The sequence below is a fragment of the Pseudomonas sp. MF7453 genome (assembly GCF_016405455.1).
Classification (GTDB): Bacteria; Pseudomonadota; Gammaproteobacteria; order Pseudomonadales; family Pseudomonadaceae; genus Aquipseudomonas; species Aquipseudomonas paralactis.
The window spans coordinates 57,392-79,851 of sequence record NZ_JAEKCN010000017.1; the positions used below are offsets into that span (position 1 = coordinate 57,392).

At 60.2% G+C, this 22,460-nt stretch carries 20 protein-coding genes; 14 read left to right on the forward strand and 6 right to left on the reverse strand.

The window, feature by feature from the left end; all coding sequences use genetic code 11:
• The first annotated feature begins 78 nt into the window (after nucleotides 1-78).
• Complete coding sequence (rlmM, locus tag JFT63_RS23665; RefSeq protein ID WP_038449465.1) at nucleotides 79-1,155, forward strand: 23S rRNA (cytidine(2498)-2'-O)-methyltransferase RlmM; 1,077 nt, start codon at nucleotides 79-81, stop codon at nucleotides 1,153-1,155.
• 129 nt (nucleotides 1,156-1,284) lie between these two features.
• The gene (gene tusA, locus JFT63_RS23670) at nucleotides 1,285-1,530 is read left to right on the forward strand and encodes a sulfurtransferase TusA (protein WP_186562814.1); all 246 of its coding nucleotides are present in this window, start codon (nucleotides 1,285-1,287) and stop codon (nucleotides 1,528-1,530) included.
• Here tusA and JFT63_RS23675 read toward each other — a convergent pair.
• Complete coding sequence (locus tag JFT63_RS23675) at nucleotides 1,527-2,921, reverse strand: MATE family efflux transporter (RefSeq protein ID WP_186562812.1); 1,395 nt, start codon at nucleotides 2,919-2,921, stop codon at nucleotides 1,527-1,529. The genes tusA and JFT63_RS23675 overlap by 4 nt on opposite strands.
• Before the next feature lie 170 nt (nucleotides 2,922-3,091).
• Here JFT63_RS23675 and pdxB point away from each other — a divergent pair, with 170 nt between their 5' ends.
• Nucleotides 3,092-4,234 carry a 4-phosphoerythronate dehydrogenase PdxB gene (gene pdxB / locus JFT63_RS23680; RefSeq protein ID WP_198844901.1) on the forward strand — a complete coding sequence of 381 codons (1,143 nt, stop codon included), beginning with the start codon at nucleotides 3,092-3,094 and terminating at the stop codon, nucleotides 4,232-4,234.
• 157 nt (nucleotides 4,235-4,391) lie between these two features.
• On the opposite strand, the gene JFT63_RS23685 is transcribed toward pdxB, so the two are convergent.
• A complete protein-coding gene (locus JFT63_RS23685) occupies nucleotides 4,392-4,565 on the reverse strand; it encodes a PA1571 family protein (protein ID WP_186562808.1) in 174 nt (57 codons plus the stop codon).
• 236 nt (nucleotides 4,566-4,801) lie between these two features.
• On the opposite strand from JFT63_RS23685, the gene JFT63_RS23690 reads away from it, so the two are divergent.
• Nucleotides 4,802-6,571: an ABC transporter transmembrane domain-containing protein gene (locus tag JFT63_RS23690; protein ID WP_198844916.1), complete on the forward strand. Its 1,770-nt coding sequence runs from the start codon at nucleotides 4,802-4,804 to the stop codon at nucleotides 6,569-6,571.
• A 16-nt stretch (nucleotides 6,572-6,587) separates the two neighbouring features.
• Here the strand turns inward: JFT63_RS23690 and JFT63_RS23695 are convergent, their stop codons facing one another.
• A complete protein-coding gene (locus JFT63_RS23695; protein WP_198844902.1) occupies nucleotides 6,588-8,516 on the reverse strand; it encodes a transglycosylase SLT domain-containing protein in 1,929 nt (642 codons plus the stop codon).
• Between the two features lie 213 nt (nucleotides 8,517-8,729).
• On the opposite strand from JFT63_RS23695, the gene JFT63_RS23700 reads away from it, so the two are divergent.
• Complete coding sequence (locus JFT63_RS23700; protein ID WP_057704696.1) at nucleotides 8,730-10,649, forward strand: ATP-binding cassette domain-containing protein; 1,920 nt, start codon at nucleotides 8,730-8,732, stop codon at nucleotides 10,647-10,649.
• Nucleotides 10,650-10,830: 181 nt separating this feature from the next.
• Here JFT63_RS23700 and JFT63_RS23705 read toward each other — a convergent pair whose 3' ends face one another.
• Nucleotides 10,831-11,271, reverse strand: a complete 441-nt coding sequence (locus JFT63_RS23705; RefSeq protein WP_057704695.1) for a universal stress protein — start codon at nucleotides 11,269-11,271, stop codon at nucleotides 10,831-10,833.
• Between the two features lie 105 nt (nucleotides 11,272-11,376).
• Between JFT63_RS23705 and JFT63_RS23710 the strand changes: the two genes are divergently transcribed.
• From JFT63_RS23710 to JFT63_RS23745, 8 genes are all read left to right on the forward strand, one after another.
• The gene (locus JFT63_RS23710; RefSeq protein ID WP_186562801.1) at nucleotides 11,377-11,814 is read left to right on the forward strand and encodes a hypothetical protein; all 438 of its coding nucleotides are present in this window, start codon (nucleotides 11,377-11,379) and stop codon (nucleotides 11,812-11,814) included.
• 22 nt (nucleotides 11,815-11,836) lie between these two features.
• Nucleotides 11,837-12,013, forward strand: a complete 177-nt coding sequence (locus tag JFT63_RS30150) for a hypothetical protein (RefSeq protein ID WP_157243958.1) — start codon at nucleotides 11,837-11,839, stop codon at nucleotides 12,011-12,013.
• Between the two features lie 361 nt (nucleotides 12,014-12,374).
• On the forward strand, nucleotides 12,375-14,522 hold the full coding sequence (gene fadB / locus JFT63_RS23720; protein WP_005786151.1) for a fatty acid oxidation complex subunit alpha FadB: 2,148 nt from the start codon (nucleotides 12,375-12,377) through the stop codon (nucleotides 14,520-14,522).
• A gap of 29 nt (nucleotides 14,523-14,551) precedes the next feature.
• The gene (gene fadA, locus JFT63_RS23725; RefSeq protein WP_005786153.1) at nucleotides 14,552-15,727 is read left to right on the forward strand and encodes an acetyl-CoA C-acyltransferase FadA; all 1,176 of its coding nucleotides are present in this window, start codon (nucleotides 14,552-14,554) and stop codon (nucleotides 15,725-15,727) included.
• A gap of 98 nt (nucleotides 15,728-15,825) precedes the next feature.
• Nucleotides 15,826-16,062 carry a DUF1653 domain-containing protein gene (locus JFT63_RS23730; protein WP_032803813.1) on the forward strand — a complete coding sequence of 79 codons (237 nt, stop codon included), beginning with the start codon at nucleotides 15,826-15,828 and terminating at the stop codon, nucleotides 16,060-16,062.
• A 114-nt stretch (nucleotides 16,063-16,176) separates the two neighbouring features.
• Nucleotides 16,177-18,798 carry a type I DNA topoisomerase gene (topA, locus tag JFT63_RS23735; RefSeq protein WP_003189652.1) on the forward strand — a complete coding sequence of 874 codons (2,622 nt, stop codon included), beginning with the start codon at nucleotides 16,177-16,179 and terminating at the stop codon, nucleotides 18,796-18,798.
• 194 nt (nucleotides 18,799-18,992) lie between these two features.
• Nucleotides 18,993-19,514, forward strand: coding sequence for a DUF6586 family protein (locus JFT63_RS23740; RefSeq protein WP_057704693.1), 522 nt, complete (start codon nucleotides 18,993-18,995; stop codon nucleotides 19,512-19,514).
• Nucleotides 19,515-20,089: 575 nt separating this feature from the next.
• Nucleotides 20,090-20,323, forward strand: coding sequence for a hypothetical protein (locus JFT63_RS23745; RefSeq protein WP_005786160.1), 234 nt, complete (start codon nucleotides 20,090-20,092; stop codon nucleotides 20,321-20,323).
• 53 nt (nucleotides 20,324-20,376) lie between these two features.
• Here JFT63_RS23745 and sulA read toward each other — a convergent pair whose 3' ends face one another.
• Together sulA and lexA are read right to left on the reverse strand one after the other, a co-directional pair.
• A complete protein-coding gene (sulA, locus tag JFT63_RS23750) occupies nucleotides 20,377-20,850 on the reverse strand; it encodes an SOS-induced cell division inhibitor SulA (RefSeq protein ID WP_057704692.1) in 474 nt (157 codons plus the stop codon).
• A gap of 10 nt (nucleotides 20,851-20,860) precedes the next feature.
• A complete protein-coding gene (lexA, locus tag JFT63_RS23755) occupies nucleotides 20,861-21,469 on the reverse strand; it encodes a transcriptional repressor LexA (protein WP_003172575.1) in 609 nt (202 codons plus the stop codon).
• A gap of 263 nt (nucleotides 21,470-21,732) precedes the next feature.
• On the opposite strand from lexA, the gene JFT63_RS23760 reads away from it, so the two are divergent.
• On the forward strand, nucleotides 21,733-22,440 hold the full coding sequence (locus JFT63_RS23760) for a TetR/AcrR family transcriptional regulator (protein WP_198844903.1): 708 nt from the start codon (nucleotides 21,733-21,735) through the stop codon (nucleotides 22,438-22,440).
• Nucleotides 22,441-22,460: the final 20 nt, after the last annotated feature.

Sequence of the window (22,460 nt, forward strand, 5' to 3'; positions counted from 1 at the left end):
CGAACTCGGCTATCATGCGCGCGTTTTCATGACAGGCATTGCGATAGCGCAAGGTCAGTTGATTCACCAGGAGAGTTGATGAACACCCTTTTTATGCACTGCCGCCCGGGTTTTGAAGGCGAAGTCTGTTCCGAGATCGCGGAACACGCGGCGCGCCTGAACGTGTCCGGCTACGCCAAGGCCAAAACCGGCAGCGCCTGCGCCGAATTTGTCTGCACTGAAGAAGACGGCGCCCAGCGCCTGATGCACGGCCAGCGCTTTGCCGAGCTGATCTTCCCAAGGCAGTGGGCGCGCGGGGTGTTTATCGACCTGCCGGAAACCGACCGTATCAGCGTGATCCTCGCCCACCTGCGCGAGTTCCCGACGTGCGGCAGCCTGTGGCTGGAAATGGTCGACACCAATGACGGCAAGGAACTCTCCAACTTCTGCAAGAAGTTCGAAGTGCACCTGCGCAAAGCTCTGCTTAACGCCGGCAAGCTGGTGGACGACCCGAGCAAGCCGCGCCTGCTGCTGACCTTCAAAAGTGGCCGTGAAGTGTTCATGGGCCTGGCCGAGTCGAATAACTCGGCGATGTGGCCGATGGGCATCCCGCGTCTCAAGTTCCCGCGTGACGCGCCCAGCCGCTCGACCCTGAAGCTGGAAGAAGCCTGGCATCACTTTATTCCCCGTGATCAGTGGGACGAGCGCCTGCACGGCGACATGACTGGCGTGGACCTCGGTGCAGCGCCGGGCGGCTGGACCTGGCAACTGGTCAACCGTGGCATGCTGGTCACCGCTATCGACAACGGCCCCATGGCCGAAAGCCTGATGGACACCGGCCTGGTGCAGCATCTGATGGCCGACGGCTTCACCTTCGTGCCCAAGCAGCCGGTAGACTGGATGGTCTGCGACATCGTTGAGAAACCTGCCCGCAACGCGGCGCTGCTGGAAACCTGGATCGGTGAGGGGCATTGCCGCGAGGCGGTGGTGAACCTGAAGTTGCCGATGAAACAGCGTTACGCCGAAGTGAAGCGTTTGCTGGAGCGCATCGAAGAGGGCTTCAAGGCGCGTGGCATTCGTGTGGAGATCGGCTGCAAGCAGCTCTACCATGATCGCGAAGAAGTGACATGTCACCTGCGCCGCCTGGTAGATGTAAAGAAATCCAAAGGCCGCTGATATTAAATGTGGGAGCTGGCTTGCCTGCGAAAGCGGTATAACAGTCGAAGTTTATGTTGAATGTGCCCCCGTCATCGCGGGCAAGCCCGCTCCCACATTGTTGAGCGGTGCCAGTTTTAGGAGTGAAGTATGAGTCATGAACAGCCTGTCGACGGCACCCTCGACGCCACCGGCCTCAACTGCCCGGAACCCGTGATGATGCTGCACCAGCACATCCGCGACCTGCCGGCGGGCGGCCTGCTCAAGGTGATCGCGACCGACCCGTCGACCCGTCGCGATATCCCCAAGTTCTGCGTGTTTCTCGACCATGAACTGGTGCGTCAGCAGGAAGATGCTGGCACCTACCTGTACTGGATCCGCAAGAAAGCCGATTAAGCCTGCGCCTTTTCGGCCCGAATGCGTCGGCGTGCACTGCGCGCCAGGCGCACCACCAACATCCCCGCCGCACAGCTCAAGCCCACGATCAGGCCTTGCCATAAACCGCTCGGGCCGCTGGGTTCGCCGAGCCAGTTGGTCAGGCCCAGGGCGTAACCCACCGGCAGCCCCACGCCCCAATAGGCGAACAAGGTCAGCACCATGGTCACCCGGGTGTCCTGATAGCCGCGCAATGCGCCGGCGGCGGTGACCTGGATCGAGTCGGAGAACTGGAACAGCGCCGAGAACACAATCAGCATCGACGCCAGGTGGATTACCACCGGGTCGGGCGTATAGATCGCCGCGATCTGCTCACGAAACAGCAGCATGAGGCTGCACGACAGGCAGGCATAGGCCAGTGCAGTGCCCATGCCGACCCCGGCGGCGAAGCGTGCCTCACGCGGTTCGCCACGGCCCAGGGCCTGGCCGACGCGCACGGTCACGGCCATGCTCAGGGAATAGGGGATCATGAATACCAGGGAGCTGACGTTCAGTGCGATCTGATGGCCGGAAACCACGGTCGCGCCCAGGCTGCCCAGCAACAGGGCAATCACTGCAAATATGCTCGACTCGGCGAAGATCGCCACGCCGATCGGCAGGCCGATGCCCAGGATGCGCTTGATCACCGTCCATTGCGGCCAGTCGAAGCGCTTGAACAGTTCGCTGCTCTGGTACGCCGGGCCCCAACGCGTCCAGCCAGCCAGGCCGAGCATCATCACCCACATCGCAATGGCCGTGGCCCAGCCGCAACCCACACCGCCCATGGCCGGCACGCCGAAGTGGCCGTAGATGAAGATGTAGTTCAGTGGAATATTCAGCGCCAGGCCACACAGGCCCATGACCATGCTTGGTCGCGTACGACCCAGGCCATCACTGAAACAGCGCAGCACGTAATACAGCGCAATCGCCGGCATCCCCGCGGCGATGCCATGCAGGTAACCCATGGACGGCTCGATCAGGTCGGGCTCGACCTTCATCGCATGGAGGATCGGCTCGGCGCACAGCAACAGCAGCGCGCCGCAGAGGCCAACTACCACCGCCAGCCACAACGACTGGCGCACCAACGGCCCTATTTCGGTGAGTTTGCCCGCGCCATAACGCTCGGCAACCTTCGGCGTGGTGGCCAGCAGGGTGCCGGTCATCAGCAGATACACCGGGATCCAGATCGAGTTACCCAGGCCGACCGCCGCCAGGTCCTGGGGGCTGACACGCCCGGCCATCACCGCATCGACAAAACTCATCGCAGTGGTTGCCAGTTGGCCGATCATGATCGGTAAGGCCAGCGTCAGCAGGCCGCGCACCTCCCGGCTGACACGGGCGGGGCGGGAGAGGGTAGCGGTGGCAGTGTTCACGTACAGGTGTCCAATAAAAAGGCAGTCGCAAGAACGGCGGATTCTACGCTTTGACGCAGTGGTCAGGAAAAAACCTGTGTTGCTGATTTGTAATGCAATCCCCCCATCACCCCCTCCCACATTGGATCCTCACAAGCCTGTACACTGCTGATCCGCCAAAGGAGCCTGCCATGCTGATTGTTGCCGACGAAAATATCCCGCTGCTTGATGACTTTTTTCAGGGGTTTGGCGAGATTCGCCGCGTTCCCGGCCGTTCTATCGACCGCGCCACCGTCGAGCAGGCCGACGTGCTGCTGGTGCGCTCGGTGACCAACGTCAACCGTGCCCTGCTGGAAGGCAGCAACGTACGCTTTGTCGGCACCTGCACCATCGGCACCGACCACCTGGACCTGGACTTTTTCAAGCGGGCAGGTATCCAGTGGGCCAGCGCGCCTGGCTGCAATGCGCGTGGGGTCGTGGACTACGTGCTCGGCAGCTTGCACACCCTGGCCGAAATCGAAGGCGTCGAACTGGGTCAGCGCACCTATGGTGTCGTCGGTGCCGGTGAAGTCGGCGGGCGGCTGATCAAGGTACTCAAGGGCCTGGGTTGGAACGTGCTGGTGTGCGACCCGCCGCGCCAGATCGGCGAAGACGGCGACTACGTCAGCCTGCAGCAGATCATCGAGCAGTGCGACGTGATCAGTCTGCACACGCCGTTGATCAAGTCCGGCAATGGCGCCACCTGGCATTTATTCGACCGCCAGCGCCTGGAGCAACTCAAGCCCGGCACCTGGCTGATCAACGCCAGCCGTGGTGCGGTGGTGGACAACGCCGCCCTGCGCGAGGTGTTGCTGGCCCGTGAAGACCTGCAAGCGGTGCTGGACGTGTGGGAAGGCGAGCCCGAGGTGGATGTCGACCTGGCCGACCTGTGCGTGCTGGCCACGCCGCACATTGCCGGTTACAGCCTGGATGGCAAGCAGCGCGGCACTGCGCAGATCTACCAGGCGTTGTGCGCGCACCTGGGCCAGGAGCCAAGCGTTCAGCTCAGTGATTTATTGCCGGCACCGTGGCTGGACGAAGTCCACCTGACCGCGTCAACCGATCCGGCCTGGGCCTTGGCGGCTCTGTGCCGCAGCGTGTACGACCCGCGCCGTGACGACGCGGATTTTCGTCGCAGCCTGGTGGGCACCGTGGAAGAACAACGCAAGGCCTTCGACCTGCTGCGCAAGCATTACCCGCAGCGTCGCGAGATCGATGGCTTGAAGGTGCGCATCAAGGGTGAGTCGGCGGCGCTGTCGCAAATCGTCACTGCTCTGGGGGCCGAACAGCTGTAACTGTAGGAGCGAGCTTGCTCGCGAAAAACGTCAACGATAACGCAGCGTTTCTGATTTAACGCGGCGCCCTCAGGTTTTTCGCGAGCAAGCTCGCTCCTACAGGGATACAAACAAAAAACCCGGCCACCAGGGCCGGGTTTGAAAGAGTCTGGGCACTTCAGCCTTGCCGGGCAGGTTTGACCAGTCGCTGTTCCAGCTCGCTGCAGGCTTGCTGAATCATCTCTTCGGTAATCTGCACTTCCTGGCCCTTGGCATCGATATACGAGCAAGGCAACTGCTGCGGCTGGCGGATCACTTCAATTTTGGCGTCGCTGCTGTTTTGCAAGGTCATGGCCTGTCTCCTCATCAGGTTGTGTACCTACTTTAAATCCCCCGCATGAACGCGCTGTTACAACTCCTTGCACGGTCATCGGTTCGAACACCCAGTCCACCAGAAACCGGTACATATTTCCAGATGAGTCTTAGACCGATAGCCTCTAGCGGCCAGTATCGGCGGGCATAATTAACCTGACTCATTGTTATTTGCGCAAGTTCCCCCAATGTTGAAGTACAGACTCCTCATTGGTGGTGCCTTCCATGCTCTCAACCCGTCAACGCCGTGCGATCCGCCTGGCCAGCCGCTTTATTGCGCCCTACCGCTGGCAGGCCCTGGGCGCCTTGCTGGCGCTGATCGTCACCGCCGGCATCACCTTGTCCATGGGGCAGGGCATTCGCCTGTTGGTCGACCAGGGGTTCATGACCCAGTCGCCGCACTTGCTCAACCAGTCCATTGGCTTGTTCATGGTGCTGGTACTGGGGCTGGCTGTGGGAACGTTCACGCGGTTTTACCTGGTGTCGTGGATCGGCGAGCGCGTGGTGGCCGATATTCGTCGGCAAGTGTTCAGCCACCTGATCTACCTGCACCCAGGCTTCTACGAGAACAACCGCAGCTCGGAGATCCAGTCGCGGCTGACCACCGACACCACGTTGCTGCAATCGGTGATCGGCTCGTCGCTGTCGTTGTTCCTGCGTAACGCTCTGATGGTCATTGGCGGCATCGTGCTGCTGTTCATCACCAACCCCAAGCTCACCAGCATCGTGGTGGTGGCGCTGCCGCTGGTGCTGGCGCCGATCCTGATCTTCGGGCGCCGGGTGCGCAGCCTGTCGCGCTTGAGCCAGGATCGCATTGCCGACGTCGGCAGCTATGTCGCCGAGACCCTGGGCCAGATCAAAACGGTGCAGGCCTACAACCACCAGGTACAGGACGAACAGCGTTTCGCCGTCACCGTGGAAGACGCGTTCACCACTGCACGCAAACGCATCCTGCAACGCTCCTGGCTGATTACCCTGGTGATCATGCTGGTGCTCGGCGCCGTAGGCGTGATGCTATGGGTCGGCGGCATGGATGTGATCAGCGGGCGCATTTCCGGCGGTGAGCTGGCGGCGTTTGTGTTCTATAGCCTGATAGTCGGTAGTGCGGTCGGCACGCTGAGCGAAGTGCTCGGCGAGCTGCAGCGTGCCGCCGGGGCGGCCGAGCGTATCGGTGAACTGTTGCAGTCGAGCAACGACATCCAGGCGCCGGCCAGTGGTGGCGTGCGCTTGCCGCAGCGGGTCAGTGGGCATATGGAACTGCAAGACCTGCGGTTTTCCTACCCCTCGCGGCCGGACAGCTACGCCATCGACGGCTTGAACCTGACCATCCATCCCGGCGAAACCCTGGCACTGGTAGGGCCATCCGGCGCGGGCAAATCGACGCTGTTCGACCTGTTGCTGCGCTTCTACGACCCTCAGCAAGGCCGCATCCTGCTCGAAGGCCAACCGTTGACCGAGCTTGATCCCCAGGACCTGCGTCGCCATTTCGCGCTGGTATCCCAGAGCCCGGCGTTGTTCTTTGGCAGCGTCGAGGACAACATCCGCTACGGCAAGCCGTGCGCGACCACCGCCCAGGTCGAAGCCGCTGCGCGCATCGCCCACGCCCACGATTTCATCCTGCAAATGCCCGACGGCTACCAGACCCACCTCGGGGAAAGTGGTCTGGGCCTCTCCGGCGGCCAGCGCCAACGCCTGGCCATCGCCCGCGCCTTGTTGGTGGACGCGCCGATTCTGCTGCTGGACGAAGCCACCAGCGCCCTCGACGCGCAGAGTGAGCACCTGATCCAGCAGGCGCTGCCGCAATTGATGCAAGGGCGAACCACGCTGGTGATCGCCCACCGCCTGGCGACCGTGAAGAATGCCGATCGAATAGCCGTGATGGATCAGGGCAAGCTGGTGGCAGTGGGCACTCACCAGCAGTTGATTGCGAGCAACCCGCTGTATGCGCGGTTGGCGGCGTTACAGTTCAGTGCAGACCCACATTAGAAGCAGGTTCAGAGCCTTATTGGTCGTCGAAGTAACGCTCATGCCAATCCACCAAAGGCTGCGGTGAATTGAGCTTCTGCCCGTAGATCACCGAATAAGACAGCACGTTCTGCACATACTGGCGGGTTTCGTCGAACGGAATGCTTTCAACCCATACGTCGAAACTCAGGTGGTCTGCGCCGCGCAGCCATTGGCGCACGCGGCCTGGGCCGGCGTTGTAGGCGGCGGAGGCGAGCACGCGGTTGCCATTGAACTGGCTGTGCACCTGGCTCAGGTAGGCGGCGCCGAGCTGGATGTTTTTATCCGGGTCCAGCACCTGGGCCGGGGAGGCCAGAGGGATGCTGAATTTGCGTGCGGTTTCCTTGGCGGTGCCGGGCATCAGTTGCATCAGGCCGCTGGCGCCCACGCCGGAACGGGCGTCGTCCATGAACGCGCTTTCCTGGCGGGTGATGGCAAAAATCCAGCTGGAGTGCAGGCCGCGCACCTTGGCTTCGCGCACCAGGGTGTCGCGATGCGCCATCGGGAAACGGATGTCCAGGTCGTCCCAATACTGCGCCTGGCTGATGGTACGGATCGCCGGGAAGTACCACTTCATGTCGTAGGCCAATTTGGCCTGGGCGACCATTTCGTCACGGTTGAAGTGGCGGCTGACGTGGTACCACTCGCGGCGACCGTCCACGATCTGGCCACGGGCGTAGAACTCCAGGGCACGGCGCACCCCCGGGGTATTGCGGACCTTGTTGACCAACGCCTGGCTCATCACCAGCGGCTTGTTGTTCAACTGGTAAGGGGATTTGGAACGGTCAGCGGCGAGGAAGCCGTAGAAGTCCCGCTCCTTGGCCACGTTTTTGTACAGCACCAGGGCTTGCGGGTTTTTCGGTTCGGCCAGCTCCAGGCTGCGCGCCTGCCAGTAGCGCCAGCGGTTGGTGGTCGCCAGGTCTTGTGGGAGCTTGCGGGTCAATTGGTAGGCATCTTCCCAGCGTGCCAGGCGTAACAGCAGGCGCAGGCGCCATTCAGACACGGTGTTGTCGCGCAGCTCCGGGTCGTACTTGGTCATCACTTCCAGCGCGCGCGGGTCGAAGCGCTTGGCCAGGGTCAGGCCAATTTCGCGGGCGATCGACACCTTTTCGTCACGGGAGAAGTGCATGCTGCTGGCGTAGCCGTCGAGCAGGGCCATGGCCTTGTCCGGGTCCTGACGGGCCAGGCGACGCAGGCCCAGCCCGACGGCGTCAGACATCGCCTCGGTGGCTGGCTGGAAGCGTGACGGATCGCTGAGCATGTCCGGCTTTTGCGCCACATCCACCATCAAACGGCCTTGGGCGCCAAGGGTTGGCAGGGTTTTCACCAGGCTGTTGGCCAGCGCGTAATTGCGGGCTTCGGCTGCGAGCTTGGTGCGGTCCCAGATCTTCTTTTCAGTTAGTTGGCCGGCAGCGGCCCATTGGCCGAACGTGGCGTCACACGCGGCGGGCTGGGATTTACCGGTCATCCACAACTTTTCGGCGGTCTTGTAGCCTTCAGCCTTTAGATTGTGGCTGAGCTGGTACTGGCCATGCAGGCAGTCCAGCTCGACGAAATTGAGTTTGGTGTCGTAGTACTTTTCAAAGGTCTGCCAATCGCCACGTTCAGCCAGCCAGCGCAGCCAACGCAGTTTCATCCAGTTCGCCTGGGGCAGGTCGCCGTGTTTAGCGAGGAACTGTTCGATTTCCTCGTTGCTCGCGGTTTTCAGGCGTGCGGTCAGCTCGTCATACGCCAGGTAGGGCGTGAGCGGGTAGTCGGCCAGAGCCTGGCTGTATTGCATGTAGGGGCCGCTGTCGCCCTTGGCCAGGGCGCGTTTGGCTTGATCGTAATACTGACGTTGGGTGGTGAGGTCCACCGCCTGGGCGGTTTGAACGGCAGTGGCGGAAAGAAGCAGACAAGATAAAAAGTTGAAAAGGCGACTGCGCATGAGACGTCCGTGCAGAGAAATCACGACTAGCACCGGCACTGCCGACACTGATTGCCCCTAGCTTAGCCTTTTGCCATCGGCCCGCGAAAGCTTTGCTGGCTGGTTCGTTCAAGTTCGCCGGAAATGTCCTACAGAACGTGTCAATAGAGAAAATGCCGACCGCATCCCACCCTCAAGTCAGGTAGAATGCGCGCCCAGTTTTTGGAGAAGCGTATGACCCTGCTCAAATTCAGCGATGTGTCCCTTGCTTTCGGCGCCATGCCGTTGTTGGACAAGGTGTCCTGGCAGATCGCCCGTGGTGAGCGGGTGTGCATCATCGGCCGCAACGGCACCGGCAAATCCAGCATGATGAAGCTGGTAAAAGGCGACCAGAAGCCCGATGACGGCTCTGTGTGGCGTGCTCCGGGCCTCAAGATCGGCGAATTGCCCCAGGAATTGCCGGTGGCCGACGGACGGACAGTGTTCGACGTGGTTGCTGAAGGCCTGGATGGTGTTGGCGAGTTGCTCGCGCAATACCATCACCTGGCGCAGAACTGCGTCACCGAGGAGGACCTGGACAAGCTGATGCACGTCCAGCAAGACCTCGAAGCCCGCGACGGCTGGCGCTTGCAGCAGCTGGTGGACAGCACTCTGAGCCGCCTGCAACTGCCGGCCGACAAGACCCTCGCCGAATTGTCCGGCGGCTGGCGTCGTCGTGTACTGCTGGCCCAGGCGCTGGTGTCCGAGCCGGACCTGCTGCTGCTCGACGAACCGACCAACCACCTGGACATCGGCGCCATCGCCTGGCTTGAAGAAGCCATCAAGGACTTCCAGGGCGCCGTGCTGTTTATCACGCACGACCGTGCATTCCTGCAAAGCCTGGCCACGCGCATCCTTGAGCTGGACCGTGGCGGCCTGATCGACTGGAACGGCGACTACGCCAGCTTCCTGGTACACAAGGAAGCCGCTCTGGCGGCCGAAGAAACCGCCAACGCACTGTTCGACAAGAAGCTGGCCCAGGAAGAAGTCTGGATCCGCCAGGGCATCAAGGCCCGCCGCACCCGTAACGAAGGCCGCGTGCGTGCCTTGAAAGCCTTGCGCGTCGAGCGCAGTGAGCGCCGCGAGCGTACCGGCAAGGCCAATATCCAGCTGGACACCGCCGACAAGTCGGGCAAGCAAGTGATGGTGCTGGAGAACGTGAGCTTCCATCACCCGGACGGCCCGTTCCTGATCAAGGACTTCTCCATGGTCCTGCAGCGCGGCGACCGTATCGGCCTGCTGGGCGCCAACGGTACCGGCAAGACCACGCTGCTCAAGCTGATGCTCAGCGGTCTGCAACCGACCAGCGGCAAGGTGGAAGAGGGCACTCGCATCGACGTGGCCTACTTTGACCAGTTACGCCACCAGTTGGACCTGGAAAAGACCGTGATCGACAACGTCGCCGAAGGCCGCGACTTTATCGACATCGACGGCCAGAGCCGCCACGTACTCAGCTACCTGGGTGACTTCCTGTTCAGCCCGCAACGCGCACGTACGCCGGTCAAGGCGCTGTCGGGTGGTGAGCGTGCGCGCCTGCTGCTGGCCAAGCTGTTCAGCAAGCCGGCCAACCTGCTGGTGCTCGATGAACCGACCAACGACCTCGATGTGGAAACCCTTGAGTTGCTCGAAGAAGTGCTGCTGACGTTCAACGGCACCGTGCTGATGGTCAGCCACGACCGGGCATTCCTCGACAACGTGGTCACCAGCACCCTGGTCTTCGAAGGTGAAGGCAAGGTGCGTGAATACGTGGGTGGTTACCAGGACTGGCTGCGCCAGGGTGGTTCCCCGCGTCTGCTGGGCGTGACCGAGAGCAAGTCCGGCAAGGCCGACCTGACTTCGGCGGTGGTGACTCCCGTGCAAGAGGCTGCACCGGTTCAGGAGGCTGCACCAGCGGCCAAGAAGAAACTCAGCTACAAGCTCCAGCGTGAACTGGAAGCGTTGCCGGGTGATATCGACGCCAAGGAACAGCAGATTGCTGCGGTGGAAGCAGAAATGGCTGACGCCGGTTTCTACCTGCGCCCTGCGGCAGAAACCGCCAAGGTCATCGCCTCTCTGGAGACGTTGAACCAGGAGCTGGAAGCGTTGGTTGAGCGTTGGGCCGAGTTGGATGCCTGACTGATCGACCCGCAATAAAAAGCCCGGCGCTCTTCTATGAGCGCCGGGCTTTTTAATATGAAATGCGATTCAACTGTGGGAGCTGGCTTGCCTGCGATAGCGGTGTATCAGCCACTTGATGCATCAACTGACAGGCTGCTATCGCAGGCAAGCCAGCTCCCACATTAGACCTTCATCGGTCTTACGAACTCTTTACCAGTTTGACGGCCAGTACATCGCACGGCGCGCCGTGCAATACATCATTGGCGGTCGAGCCCAGCAACAACGCCAAACCGTGACGACCATGGCTACCCACCACGATCAAGTCGCAAGCCTTTTCCTTGGCCAAGTGGTGGATTTCCTGACGCGGTTGGCCGTATGTCAGGTGACAGTCTTCCTTTTTCAGGTGCGGGTATTTGAGAATCAAACGGTCAAGGCGCTCCTTGGCCTGGTCGAATTGTTGTTGCTGCAGTTGGGAAAGGTCCATCGGCACGTCACCACCAAAGGCCATGGCCATGGGCTCGACGATGTGCACCAGCGACAGTATGGCGCCATTGGCCAATGCAGATTCCTGTGCGCGCTTGATCACTGGATCGCACTCTTCGGTCAGGTCGACAGCGACCAGAATATGTTCGTAGGGCATGAGGCGTTCCTCCAGGGGGCTGCAATAAGTTCAGTATGGCTGCTTTCAAGCGAATGGGGTTGCCGCACATCAAATCCGCTCATCTAGAAATTCGGGAGTACACATATGACGGTCTGGATAGTGGTGTCAATCCTTGCGGTGGTTTTAAGCCCCCTGGTATGGCTGCGCCCGTCGCGCCAGCAGAGTGGGCGCATGGCCCTGCGCATGGAGGCGCGCCGCATTGGGTTGGCCATGCAACTGGCGCCCCAGGAATGGCCGCACTGGCTCAAACAGCCGCCGCCGAGCCCGTGCGCGCAGTATTGCCGACCACGACGCGGCACCACGCCGGCGCTCTGGTGCTACTGGCAGTTGGAGCCTGGGGTGTGGGTCAATCAGTGGCGCGAATTGTGTGTGGACGAGAAGTTGTTGCCGCATTTTGCAACGCTACCGGCCAACGTCTACAAGGTTGAAGCGGACAAGCAGATGATCGCCTTGTATTGGGGCGAGAAGGGCGACGCGAGTGTGCTCAAAGACATCGATACGCTGCTCAAGGCCCTGGCCTGACCCAAACCTTGTAGGAGCGAGCTTGCTCGCGAAAATCGCCAACGATAACGCGGCTAATCAGGTGACACGCGGCGTTCTCCAGGTCTTCGCGAGCAAGCTCGCTCCTACAGAAAAGCCGGGCAATAAAAAGCCCGACTTCATCATCGGGCTGGAGGTGGCCAGGCAGGCCGGTAAAGTTTTCACATTGTCGCCAGCCTAGACGTGTATTCCCTTCTGTACAGCCTTTTTCCATATCTTTTCTATTATTGATCCTGTGAATATTTAAATATTGACGGGTTGCCCACCTGTGGCCAGGGTTCTGAAATGACTGGAAAGTCGCGTTTTACCTAGCCTTTGGAGCGATTGACAATTGCCCGGAATTGGATGAAGGTGGCGTACCCAAATCAAACGGGCGTATGAATTGAGCGTTTGTCCTACAGGCAGCTCAGACATAACCCCGACTATCGCACTGGCGGGTGTGCCTGGCGGATGGGTTTGAGCATTGATGCGACTGTCAGTGTCAAACCAGAGACCAGCGTCCAGTGTGTACTGTTCAGCTTCCATATCGTGGAGATCAGTTGATGATTTACGAAGGTAAAGCCATCACGGTTAAGGCTCTTGAAAGTGGCATCGTCGAATTGAAATTCGACCTCAAGGGTGAGTCCGTCAACAAGTTCAACCGTCTAACCCTGAACGAACTGCGTCAGGCCGTAGACACCATCAAAGCAGATGCTTCGGTCAAGGGCGTGATCGTCTCCAGCGGCAAGGACGTGTTTATCGTCGGCGCTGACATCACCGAATTCGTCGACAACTTCAAGCTGCCCGATGCCGAGCTGGTGGCTGGCAACCTCGAAGCCAACAAGATCTTCAGCGATTTCGAAGACCTCAACGTGCCGACCGTTGCCGCGATCAATGGCATTGCGTTGGGCGGTGGCCTGGAAATGTGCCTGGCTGCGGATTTCCGCGTCATGTCCGCGACCGCCAAGATCGGCCTGCCGGAAGTTAAACTGGGCATCTACCCCGGCTTCGGCGGTACCGTGCGCCTGCCGCGCCTGATCGGTGCCGACAACGCGATCGAATGGATCGCCGCCGGTAAGGAAAACAAGGCCGAAGACGCACTGAAAGTCGGTGCCGTCGACGCGGTAGTGGCTCCGGATAAACTGGCCGAAGCCGCGCTGAACCTGATCAAGGGCGCCATCAGCGGCGAATTTGATTACAAGGCCAAGCGTCAGCCGAAGCTGGAAAAACTCAAGCTCAACGCCATCGAACAGATGATGTCGTTCGAAACCGCCAAAGGTTTCGTGGCAGGCCAGGCCGGCCCGAACTACCCGGCGCCGGTTGAAGCGATCAAGACCATCCAGAAGGCCGCGAACTTCGGTCGCGACAAGGCCCTGGAAGTGGAAGCGGCTGGCTTCGTCAAACTGGCGAAAACCTCGGCGGCCCAGAGCCTGATCGGCCTGTTCCTGAACGATCAGGAACTGAAGAAAAAGGCCAAGGCCTACGACGAAATTGCCAAGGACGTGAAACAGGCCGCCGTACTCGGCGCCGGTATCATGGGCGGCGGTATCGCCTATCAGTCGGCGTCCAAAGGCACGCCGATCCTGATGAAAGACATCAACGAGCACGGTATCGAACAGGGCCTGGCCGAAGCCGCCAAGCTGCTGGTGGGCCGCGTTGATAAAGGTCGCATGACCGCTGCAAAAATGGCTGAAGTGCTCAACGGCATTCGTCCTACGCTGTCCTACGGCGATTTCGGCCACGTCGACCTGGTGGTCGAAGCGGTTGTCGAGAACCCGAAGGTCAAGCAGGCGGTACTGGCTGAAGTGGAAGCCCAGGTCAAAGACGACACCATCCTGGCCTCCAACACTTCGACCATTTCCATCTCGCTGTTGGCCAAGGCCCTCAAGCGTCCGGAAAACTTTGTCGGCATGCACTTCTTCAACCCGGTGCACATGATGCCGCTGGTGGAAGTGATCCGTGGCGAGAAGTCCAGCGAGCTGGCCGTTGCCACCACCGTTGCCTACGCCAAGAAAATGGGCAAGAACCCGATCGTAGTCAACGATTGCCCGGGCTTCTTGGTCAACCGCGTGCTGTTCCCGTACTTTGGCGGTTTCGCCAAGCTGGTCAGCGCCGGTGTGGATTTTGTGCGCATCGACAAGGTCATGGAGAAGTTCGGCTGGCCCATGGGCCCGGCGTACCTGATGGACGTGGTCGGTATCGACACCGGCCACCACGGTCGCGACGTTATGGCTGAAGGCTTCCCGGACCGCATGAAAGACGACCGCCGCTCGGCGATCGACGCGCTGTACGAGGCCAAGCGCCTGGGCCAGAAGAACGGCAAGGGCTTCTACGCCTACGAGGCCGACAAGAAGGGCAAGCAGAAGAAGGTCGCCGATCCGTCGGTGCACGAAGTGCTCGCTCCGGTCATCTACGAACAGCGTGAGGTGTCGGACGAGGACATCATCAACTGGATGATGATCGCCCTGTGCCTGGAAACCGTGCGTTGCCTGGAAGACGGCATCGTTGAAACCGCCGCCGAAGCCGATATGGGCCTGGTGTACGGTATTGGTTTCCCTCCATTCCGTGGTGGCGCGTTGCGTTACATCGATTCGATCGGTGTGGCCGAGTTCGTTGCCCTGGCTGACAAATACGCTGATTTGGGCCCGCTGTACCACCCGACCGCGAAGCTGCGTGAAATGGCCAAGAATGGCCAGAGCTTCTTCGGTTAAGCGCCCAATCGACTAGAGCGAGAATATTTATGAGCTTGAATCCAAGAGACGTCGTGATTGTCGACTTCGGTCGTACGCCGATGGGCCGCTCCAAGGGCGGCATGCACCGCAACACCCGCGCCGAAGACATGTCGGCGCACCTGATCAGCAAGCTGCTGGAACGCAACGTCAAGGTTGATCCTAACGAAGTCGAAGACGTGATCTGGGGCTGCGTAAACCAGACCCTGGAGCAGGGCTGGAACATCGCGCGCATGGCGTCGTTGATGACCCAGATCCCGCACACTGCGGCCGGCCAGACCGTCAGCCGCCTGTGCGGCTCGTCGATGAGCGCGCTGCACACCGCTGCACAAGCGATCATGACCGGCAACGGTGATGTGTTCGTGGTCGGCGGTGTGGAGCACATGGGCCACGTCAGCATGATGCACGGTGTCGATCCCAACCCGCACATGTCGCTGTACGCGGCGAAAGCTTCGGGCATGATGGGCCTGACCGCGGAAATGCTCGGCAAAATGCACGGCATCACCCGTGAAGCCCAGGACGCGTTCGGCCTGCGTTCCCACCAACTCGCCCACAAGGCGACCGTGGAAGGCAAGTTCAAGGATGAGATCATCCCGATGAACGGCTACGACGAGAACGGTTTCCTGAAACTGTTCGACTACGACGAAACCATCCGTCCGGACACCACCCTGGAAAGCCTGGCGGCCCTCAAGCCGGCCTTCAATCCAAAGGGCGGCACCGTGACAGCCGGTACGTCGTCGCAGATCACCGATGGTGCTTCGTGCATGATCGTGATGTCGGCGCAGCGTGCCCAGGACCTGGGTATCCAGCCGCTGGCCGTGATCCGTTCGATGGCGGTAGCGGGTGTGGACCCGGCGATCATGGGCTATGGTCCAGTACCGGCCACACAAAAAGCCTTGAAGCGCGCAGGCCTTTCCATCTCCGATATCGACTTCTTCGAGCTCAACGAAGCTTTCGCCGCACAGGCCCTGCCAGTGCTGAAAGATTTGAAAGTACTCGACAAGATGAACGAGAAGGTTAACCTGCACGGCGGTGCGATTGCCCTGGGCCACCCATTCGGTTGCTCCGGTGCACGTATCTCCGGTACTTTGCTTAACGTGATGAAGCAAAATGGCGGCAACCTTGGGGTTGCTACCATGTGCATTGGTCTCGGCCAAGGCATCTCCACCGTCTTCGAACGCGTCTAAGCGTTCGGTTGACGGAAGCCGGGGCCCAGTGCCCCGGTTTTTGTTTTTTGGGATTTTTTAATATTTTTTTTCAATGAATTTTGTACGAGGGCCAGAGCATGAAAGTCGAACCAGGGCTCTACCAACATTATAAGGGGCCGCAGTACCGCGTTTTCAGCGTGGCACGGCACTCCGAAACCGAAGAAGAAGTGGTGTTTTACCAAGCACTGTATGGCGAATACGGCTTTTGGGTGCGCCCCTTGAGCATGTTCCTGGAGACCGTCGAAGTTGACGGCGAGCAGGTCCCGCGCTTTGCTTTGGTGCAGGCCGAACCCAGTCTTTTTAAAGGGCAATAACGGCAGGTCACGCAGAATGCTGCGCTTGACCTCACCTTGTTGCCACTATATATAGCGTTGCCGCGTCAGGCGCCAACTGCCTTTCACTTCTCGAATTCAGGAATTTTCCGATCCATGGGCAAATCGCTGGTCATTGTGGAATCCCCGGCTAAGGCCAAGACCATCAACAAGTACTTGGGCAACGAGTACGTGGTGAAGTCGAGTATCGGCCATATCCGAGACCTGCCCACCAGCGGTTCGGCTAGCGCCAGCAAGGAGCCTGCCGCCAAGCGCGGCAAGGCGGCCGCAGGCGAAGGTCCGGTGCTCACCCCTAAAGAGAAAGCGCGCAAGCAGCTGGTCTCACGTATGGGTGTGGACCCTGACCATGGCTGGAAGGCCAAGTACGAAATCCTTCCGGGCAAGGAAAAGGTCATCGAAGAGCTGCGCCGGCTCGCCAAAGATGCCGACACCATCTATCTCGCGACGGACTTGGACCGCGAAGGGGAAGCCATTGCCTGGCACCTGCGCGAAGCCATCGGCGGTGATGACAGCCGCTACAAGCGCGTGGTGTTCAACGAAATCACCAAGAAAGCCATCCAGGAAGCGTTCTCCAAGCCAGGCGAGCTGGACATCGACCGTGTCAACGCCCAGCAGGCCCGTCGCTTCCTCGACCGCGTCGTCGGCTACATGGTCTCGCCACTGCTGTGGGCGAAGATTGCCCGTGGCCTGTCCGCCGGCCGTGTGCAATCGGTTGCGGTGAAACTGGTGGTAGAGCGTGAGCGTGAGATTCGCGCATTCATCCCCGAAGAGTATTGGGAAGTCCACGCTGACCTGGGTACCGCCAAGGGCGCCAACGTGCGCTTTGAAGTGGCCCGCGAGAAAGGCGAGGCCTTCAAGCCGCTGAACGAAGCCCAGGCCATGGCCGCGCTGGAAAAGCTCAAGGCTTCCAGCTACAGCATCGTCAAGCGTGAAGACAAACCCACCAGCAGCAAGCCGTCGGCGCCGTTTATCACCTCCACCCTGCAACAGGCCGCGAGCAACCGCCTGGGCTTCGGGGTGAAGAAGACCATGATGATGGCCCAGCGTCTGTATGAAGCGGGCTACATCACGTATATGCGTACGGACTCCACCAACCTGTCGCAAGACGCGGTGGCGATGGCACGCACCTATATTGAAAGCGAATTCGGCAAGACCTACCTGCCGGAGAAGCCGAACGTCTACAGCAGCAAGGAAGGCGCACAGGAGGCTCACGAAGCGATTCGCCCTTCCGACGCCAACACCACGCCCGCCAAGCTGAGCGGCATGGAGCGCGACGCTGAGCGCCTCTACGAGCTGATCTGGCGCCAGTTCCTGGCTTGCCAGATGCTGCCGGCGCAATACCTGTCCACTACCGTCAGCGTGGGCGCGGGCGACTTCGAGCTGCGTGCCAAGGGCCGTATCCTCAAGTTTGACGGCTACACCCGTGTGATGCCGCAGATCGCCAAGCCTGGCGATGATGACGTGCTGCCGGACATGGCCCAGGGCGACACGTTGAAGCTGATCAAGCTCGACCCGTCCCAACACTTCACCAAGCCGCCGGCGCGTTATTCCGAAGCCAGCCTGGTGAAAGAAATGGAGAAGCGCGGTATCGGTCGTCCGTCGACCTACGCGGCGATCATTTCCACCATCCAGGACCGTGGCTACGTTGCGTTGCACAACCGTCGTTTCTATTCGGAAAAGATGGGCGACATCGTGACCGAGCGTCTGTCCGAGAGCTTCTCCAACCTGATGGACTACGGCTTCACCGCCGGCATGGAAGAGAACCTCGATGACGTGGCCCAGGGCGAGCGCGACTGGAAAAACGTGCTGGATGAGTTCTACGGCGACTTCAAGAAAAAACTCGAAGTGGCCGAGAACCCTGAAAACGGTATGCGCGCCAACCAGCCGGTGATGACGGATATTCCGTGCACCACCTGCGGTCGCCCCATGCAGATCCGTACCGCCTCCACTGGCGTGTTCCTCGGTTGCTCGGGCTACAGCCTGCCGCCCAAAGAGCGCTGCAAGGCGACCGTCAACCTGGTGCCGGGCGATGAAATCGCGGCTGACGACGAGGGTGAATCCGAGTCGCTGGTACTGCGTGGCAAGCACCGTTGCCCAATCTGCAGCACGGCGATGGACGCCTACCTGCTGGACGAGAAGCACAAGCTGCACATCTGCGGTAACAACCCTGATTGCAACGGCTACGAGATCGAAGAGGGCACTTACCGCATCAAAGGCTATGAGGGTCCTAGCCTGGAATGCGACAAGTGCGGCAGCGAGATGCAGCTCAAGACCGGCCGTTTCGGCAAGTTCTTCGGCTGCACCAACCCGACCTGCAAGAACACCCGCAAACTGCTCAAAAGCGGTGACGCGGCGCCGCCGAAGATGGACCCGGTGAAGATGCCGGAGCTCAAGTGCGAGAAGGTCAACGACACCTACATCCTGCGTGATGGTGCTTCGGGGTTGTTCCTGGCTGCCAGCCAGTTCCCGAAAAACCGCGAGACTCGTGCGCCGCTGGTGATGGAGATCGTGCCGCACAAGGACGAGATCGATCCGAAGTACCACTTCCTGTGTGAAGCGCCGAAGAAGGACCCGGATGGTCGCCCAGCCGTGATCCGCTACAGCCGCAAGACCAAGGAGCAGTACGTGCAGACCGAAGTGGATGGCAAGCCTACCGGCTGGAAAGCGTTCTACGACGGCGGCAAGTGGAAGGTCGAGGACAAGCGCCAGGGCGCTTGATCCACCGAATGTGCTGAAGATCCAAATGTGGGAGGGGGCTTGCTCCCGATGAGGGAGTGTCAGTTGATACATCTGTAACTGACCTACCGCCATCGGGAGCAAGCCCCCTCCCACATTTGCACTTGCAGTAGATTCGGCTGATCCGTGACACTGTTCAGCCAGCATCACGCCTATTCGTTGTGGAGATTGCCGTCATGGCCAACGAACTCTATACCCGTACCAATCAGAAAATTTACTTCGCGGGTTTATCCCTGGAGGCCCTTGGCCGTGCCGAGGAAGGGAAAGAGATGAATGCCATCGCGCTGGTGCAGGCGGGGCGCGAAGCGGCCTTGTTCCATCTCTATGGTGCGTTGCTGGGGCTGTGTCATGAAATCGCCGGGTTTTACCGCCTGCCTCAGGCCGGTGCGCCGCGCGCAGAAATGATCATGAATCGTGAAGTGCTCGATTCGATGGCGATCCCTGAGTTGGCCGAACTGGTGGAAATGGCCCAGAGCCCTGACAGTTGGGTGGCGCGGCTGCTCAAGGCTCATGCCGATATGTTCCACCCGCCCCGTATTCCCCATGTGCCCAAGGGCGATGTCACCCAGCCGCTGATCGTCGCTGTGGCCTTAGAGCAGGATGAGCCCAAGCCGTTGAGCCGCGAAGAGTTGGAAGGCTGGCGCCAGGAGTTGAAGAAGATGGCGCTGCGCTTTCGTGAAGGGCTCAACGAGTGCTGAAGGATAAATGAGGGCGGGCTGGCTGCGCAGCGATGCTTATCTATCTGACGCCCTAGGATCCACATGTGGGAGCTGGCTTGCCTGCGATGACGGCCTGCCAGCCGACACCTATCTACCTGATTCCCTGCGATCAAACTGTGGGAGCTGGCTTGCCTGCGATGGCGGCCTGACAGGCGACCCTGTTATACCGTGTACATATCCATTCCTGCGGTAACGGCCACTTATGGGCCGCCGCCCTGCCGGGTCACCCACGAATTCAAGCCTGCGTTCGGCCAGCGTGGTTTAACGGGGCGCCTGAGATCAAAAGCAGATCAAGAGCGGCTCGCTTCGCATCGTGGTTACCGTTGGCTGCTTCAGCCTGCAAAGTTGTACAGGTACTTATGCTGCGATAGCGTTGGGTCAGTTTGCTGGTTATTCGCTGATACTCCGCCATCGCAGGCAAGCCAGCTCCCACACAGAGAAGCGTATTCCCTAGGGCGCCATTCATCACACCGTAAACAAACCTGTCCATATCCCCTGCGAGGCTGGGTGGATGACTGATATAATCCCAGGCCTTTCGTGGAGAACAGACTTTTATGCCAACGTCCTTTCTGGAAATTGTTGAACTGCCTGACGGCCGAATCGAACTGCGCCGGGCTGAGGACGAAGGTTCTCTGGTTATTCTGGATTTTTCCGAAGACGCCAAAGTGTTCCTGCAGGGCCAGCACGTGGAAGTGGCTAAAGCCATGTTGAGCGTGGGCGTGCAGATGGCAGGTCGCCTGGCTGAAGGCGAACCGGAGAAGGACGACGGCCCGCGGGTACTTCACTGAGTCTTGTGCAGAAGGGGCTTCCAGGCCCAATCACTGCAAGCCAAGCTGTAGTTTTATCCCAAACGAATATTCAAACTCTGAGCTTCGCCCGTACGTGCGGCACTGATCAGTTGCTGCTTGGCGCTCGCATTCAACGGATTCAACCAGCTCACCACTGTATGGCTGCGGCCTAGACGCAAGGCTTCACAGGTCAACTGCTGGGCACTCTGCGCTCCCCGTGGCTGCAACAGCAGGATGCGCTCGCGGTTGAGGCCGGCATCCCGCAGCCAGGCCTGGGTAAGGCTGGCGGGCGGGGCGATCAGCGTCAGCCAGCGGGCGTCCTGATCTTCGCTCAATTCGCGCAGGATAGGCGCCAGCAGGTTCAGGCAGCTCTCAGCCGCACCGCGCAACGACAATTCACTGAACGCCTCAGGTTCACCGCCCCAGGGGGCTTCGACCGTTTCCTTGAGGATGGGCGCAAGGGGTTGGGCCATAAAGGCCTCGAACAGCGACAGTTGTGTGTGTTGTGGGGTGTGCACGAGCTGCATGATGCCTCCTTTAGCGGCGAATGACGCCGACACTCAAGCCTTCGATCACCAGGTCCTGATCTTTCAGGTTGACTTCAATCGGTGCGAACTCGGGGTTCTCGGCCAGCAGCCAGACCTTGCTGCCTTCACGCTTGAAGCGTTTGACCGTAACCTCATCGCCGATTCGGGCGACGACGATCTGGCCATTGCGGGCTTCACGGGTGGTGTGCACCGCCAGCAGGTCGCCGTCGAAGATGCCCACGTCCTTCATGCTCATGCCGTGCACACGCAACAGATAGTCGGCGCGAGGATGGAAGAACGTCGGGTTGATGTTGCAGGATTCCTCGACGTGCTGCTGCGCCAGGATCGGCGCACCGGCGGCGACGCGGCCGATGATCGGCAGGGTCGATTCGTCGGCCTTGGCTTCAAAACCAGGGATGCGGATACCGCGTGAAGCCCCTGGCGTCATCTCGATCGCGCCTTTGCGAGCGAGAGCCTTGAGGTGTTCTTCGGCGGCATTCGGGGACTTGAACCCCAATTCCAGGGCAATCTCCGCGCGGGTAGGCGGGTAGCCGTTGTCATCAAGGCAGCGCTTGATGAAGGCCAGAATCTCGGCTTGGCGTGGCGTCAGTTTTAGCATGTTGATCGCTCTGTCTTTTTATACAGTGACTGGGATTATATACAGTGAACTGCGCTTGGCAATCACCCATTTGCGCGACTCCGCTGGACGGTCATGCGTCGCCCTTCCTACAACGTAGATAGGGCGTTGCCTACACGGCAGAAGGGATGTGATTAAATAGGCATGAAAAGAGTGACTGCCTGGCCGCAAAGCGAACCCGCAGGCTTGACAAGACACACTCTGAAACGTATGTTTCAAACAAGTGTTTGTCAGGCGGAGTAGCCATGGCCCAGTCGGAAACCGTTGAACGCATTCTCGATGCTGCCGAGCAATTGTTCGCGGAAAAAGGATTTGCTGAAACTTCATTGCGGCTGATCACCAGCAAGGCTGGGGTCAACCTCGCTGCTGTGAACTATCATTTCGGCTCGAAAAAAGCCCTGATTCAGGCGGTGTTTTCCCGCTTCCTGGGGCCATTCTGTGCCAGTCTCGACCGTGAGTTGGAGCGCCGCCAGGCCAAGGCCGATCACAAGCCGAGCCTTGAAGAGCTGCTGGAAATTCTGGTTGAGCAGGCGCTGGTGGTGCAGCCACGCAGCGGCAATGACCTGTCGATCTTCATGCGCCTGCTTGGCCTGGCGTTCAGCCAGAGCCAGGGCCACCTGCGTCGTTACCTGGAAGACATGTACGGCAAAGTATTTCGTCGCTATATGTTACTGGTCAATGAAGCGGCCCCGCGTATTCCGCCTATCGAATTGTTCTGGCGTGTGCATTTCATGCTCGGCGCGGCGGCGTTCAGCATGTCCGGGATCAAGGCGTTGCGGGCGATAGCCGAGACCGATTTTGGCGTGAACACCTCGATCGAACAGGTGATGCGCTTGATGGTGCCGTTCCTCGCCGCCGGTATGCGCGCCGAGACCGGCGTCACCGACTCGACCATGGCCGCCGCTCAACTGCGCCCCCGCAGCAAAAACGCACCGGTCGCCGCCAAGGTTTGACCGTCCCGGGTGTGCGTGGC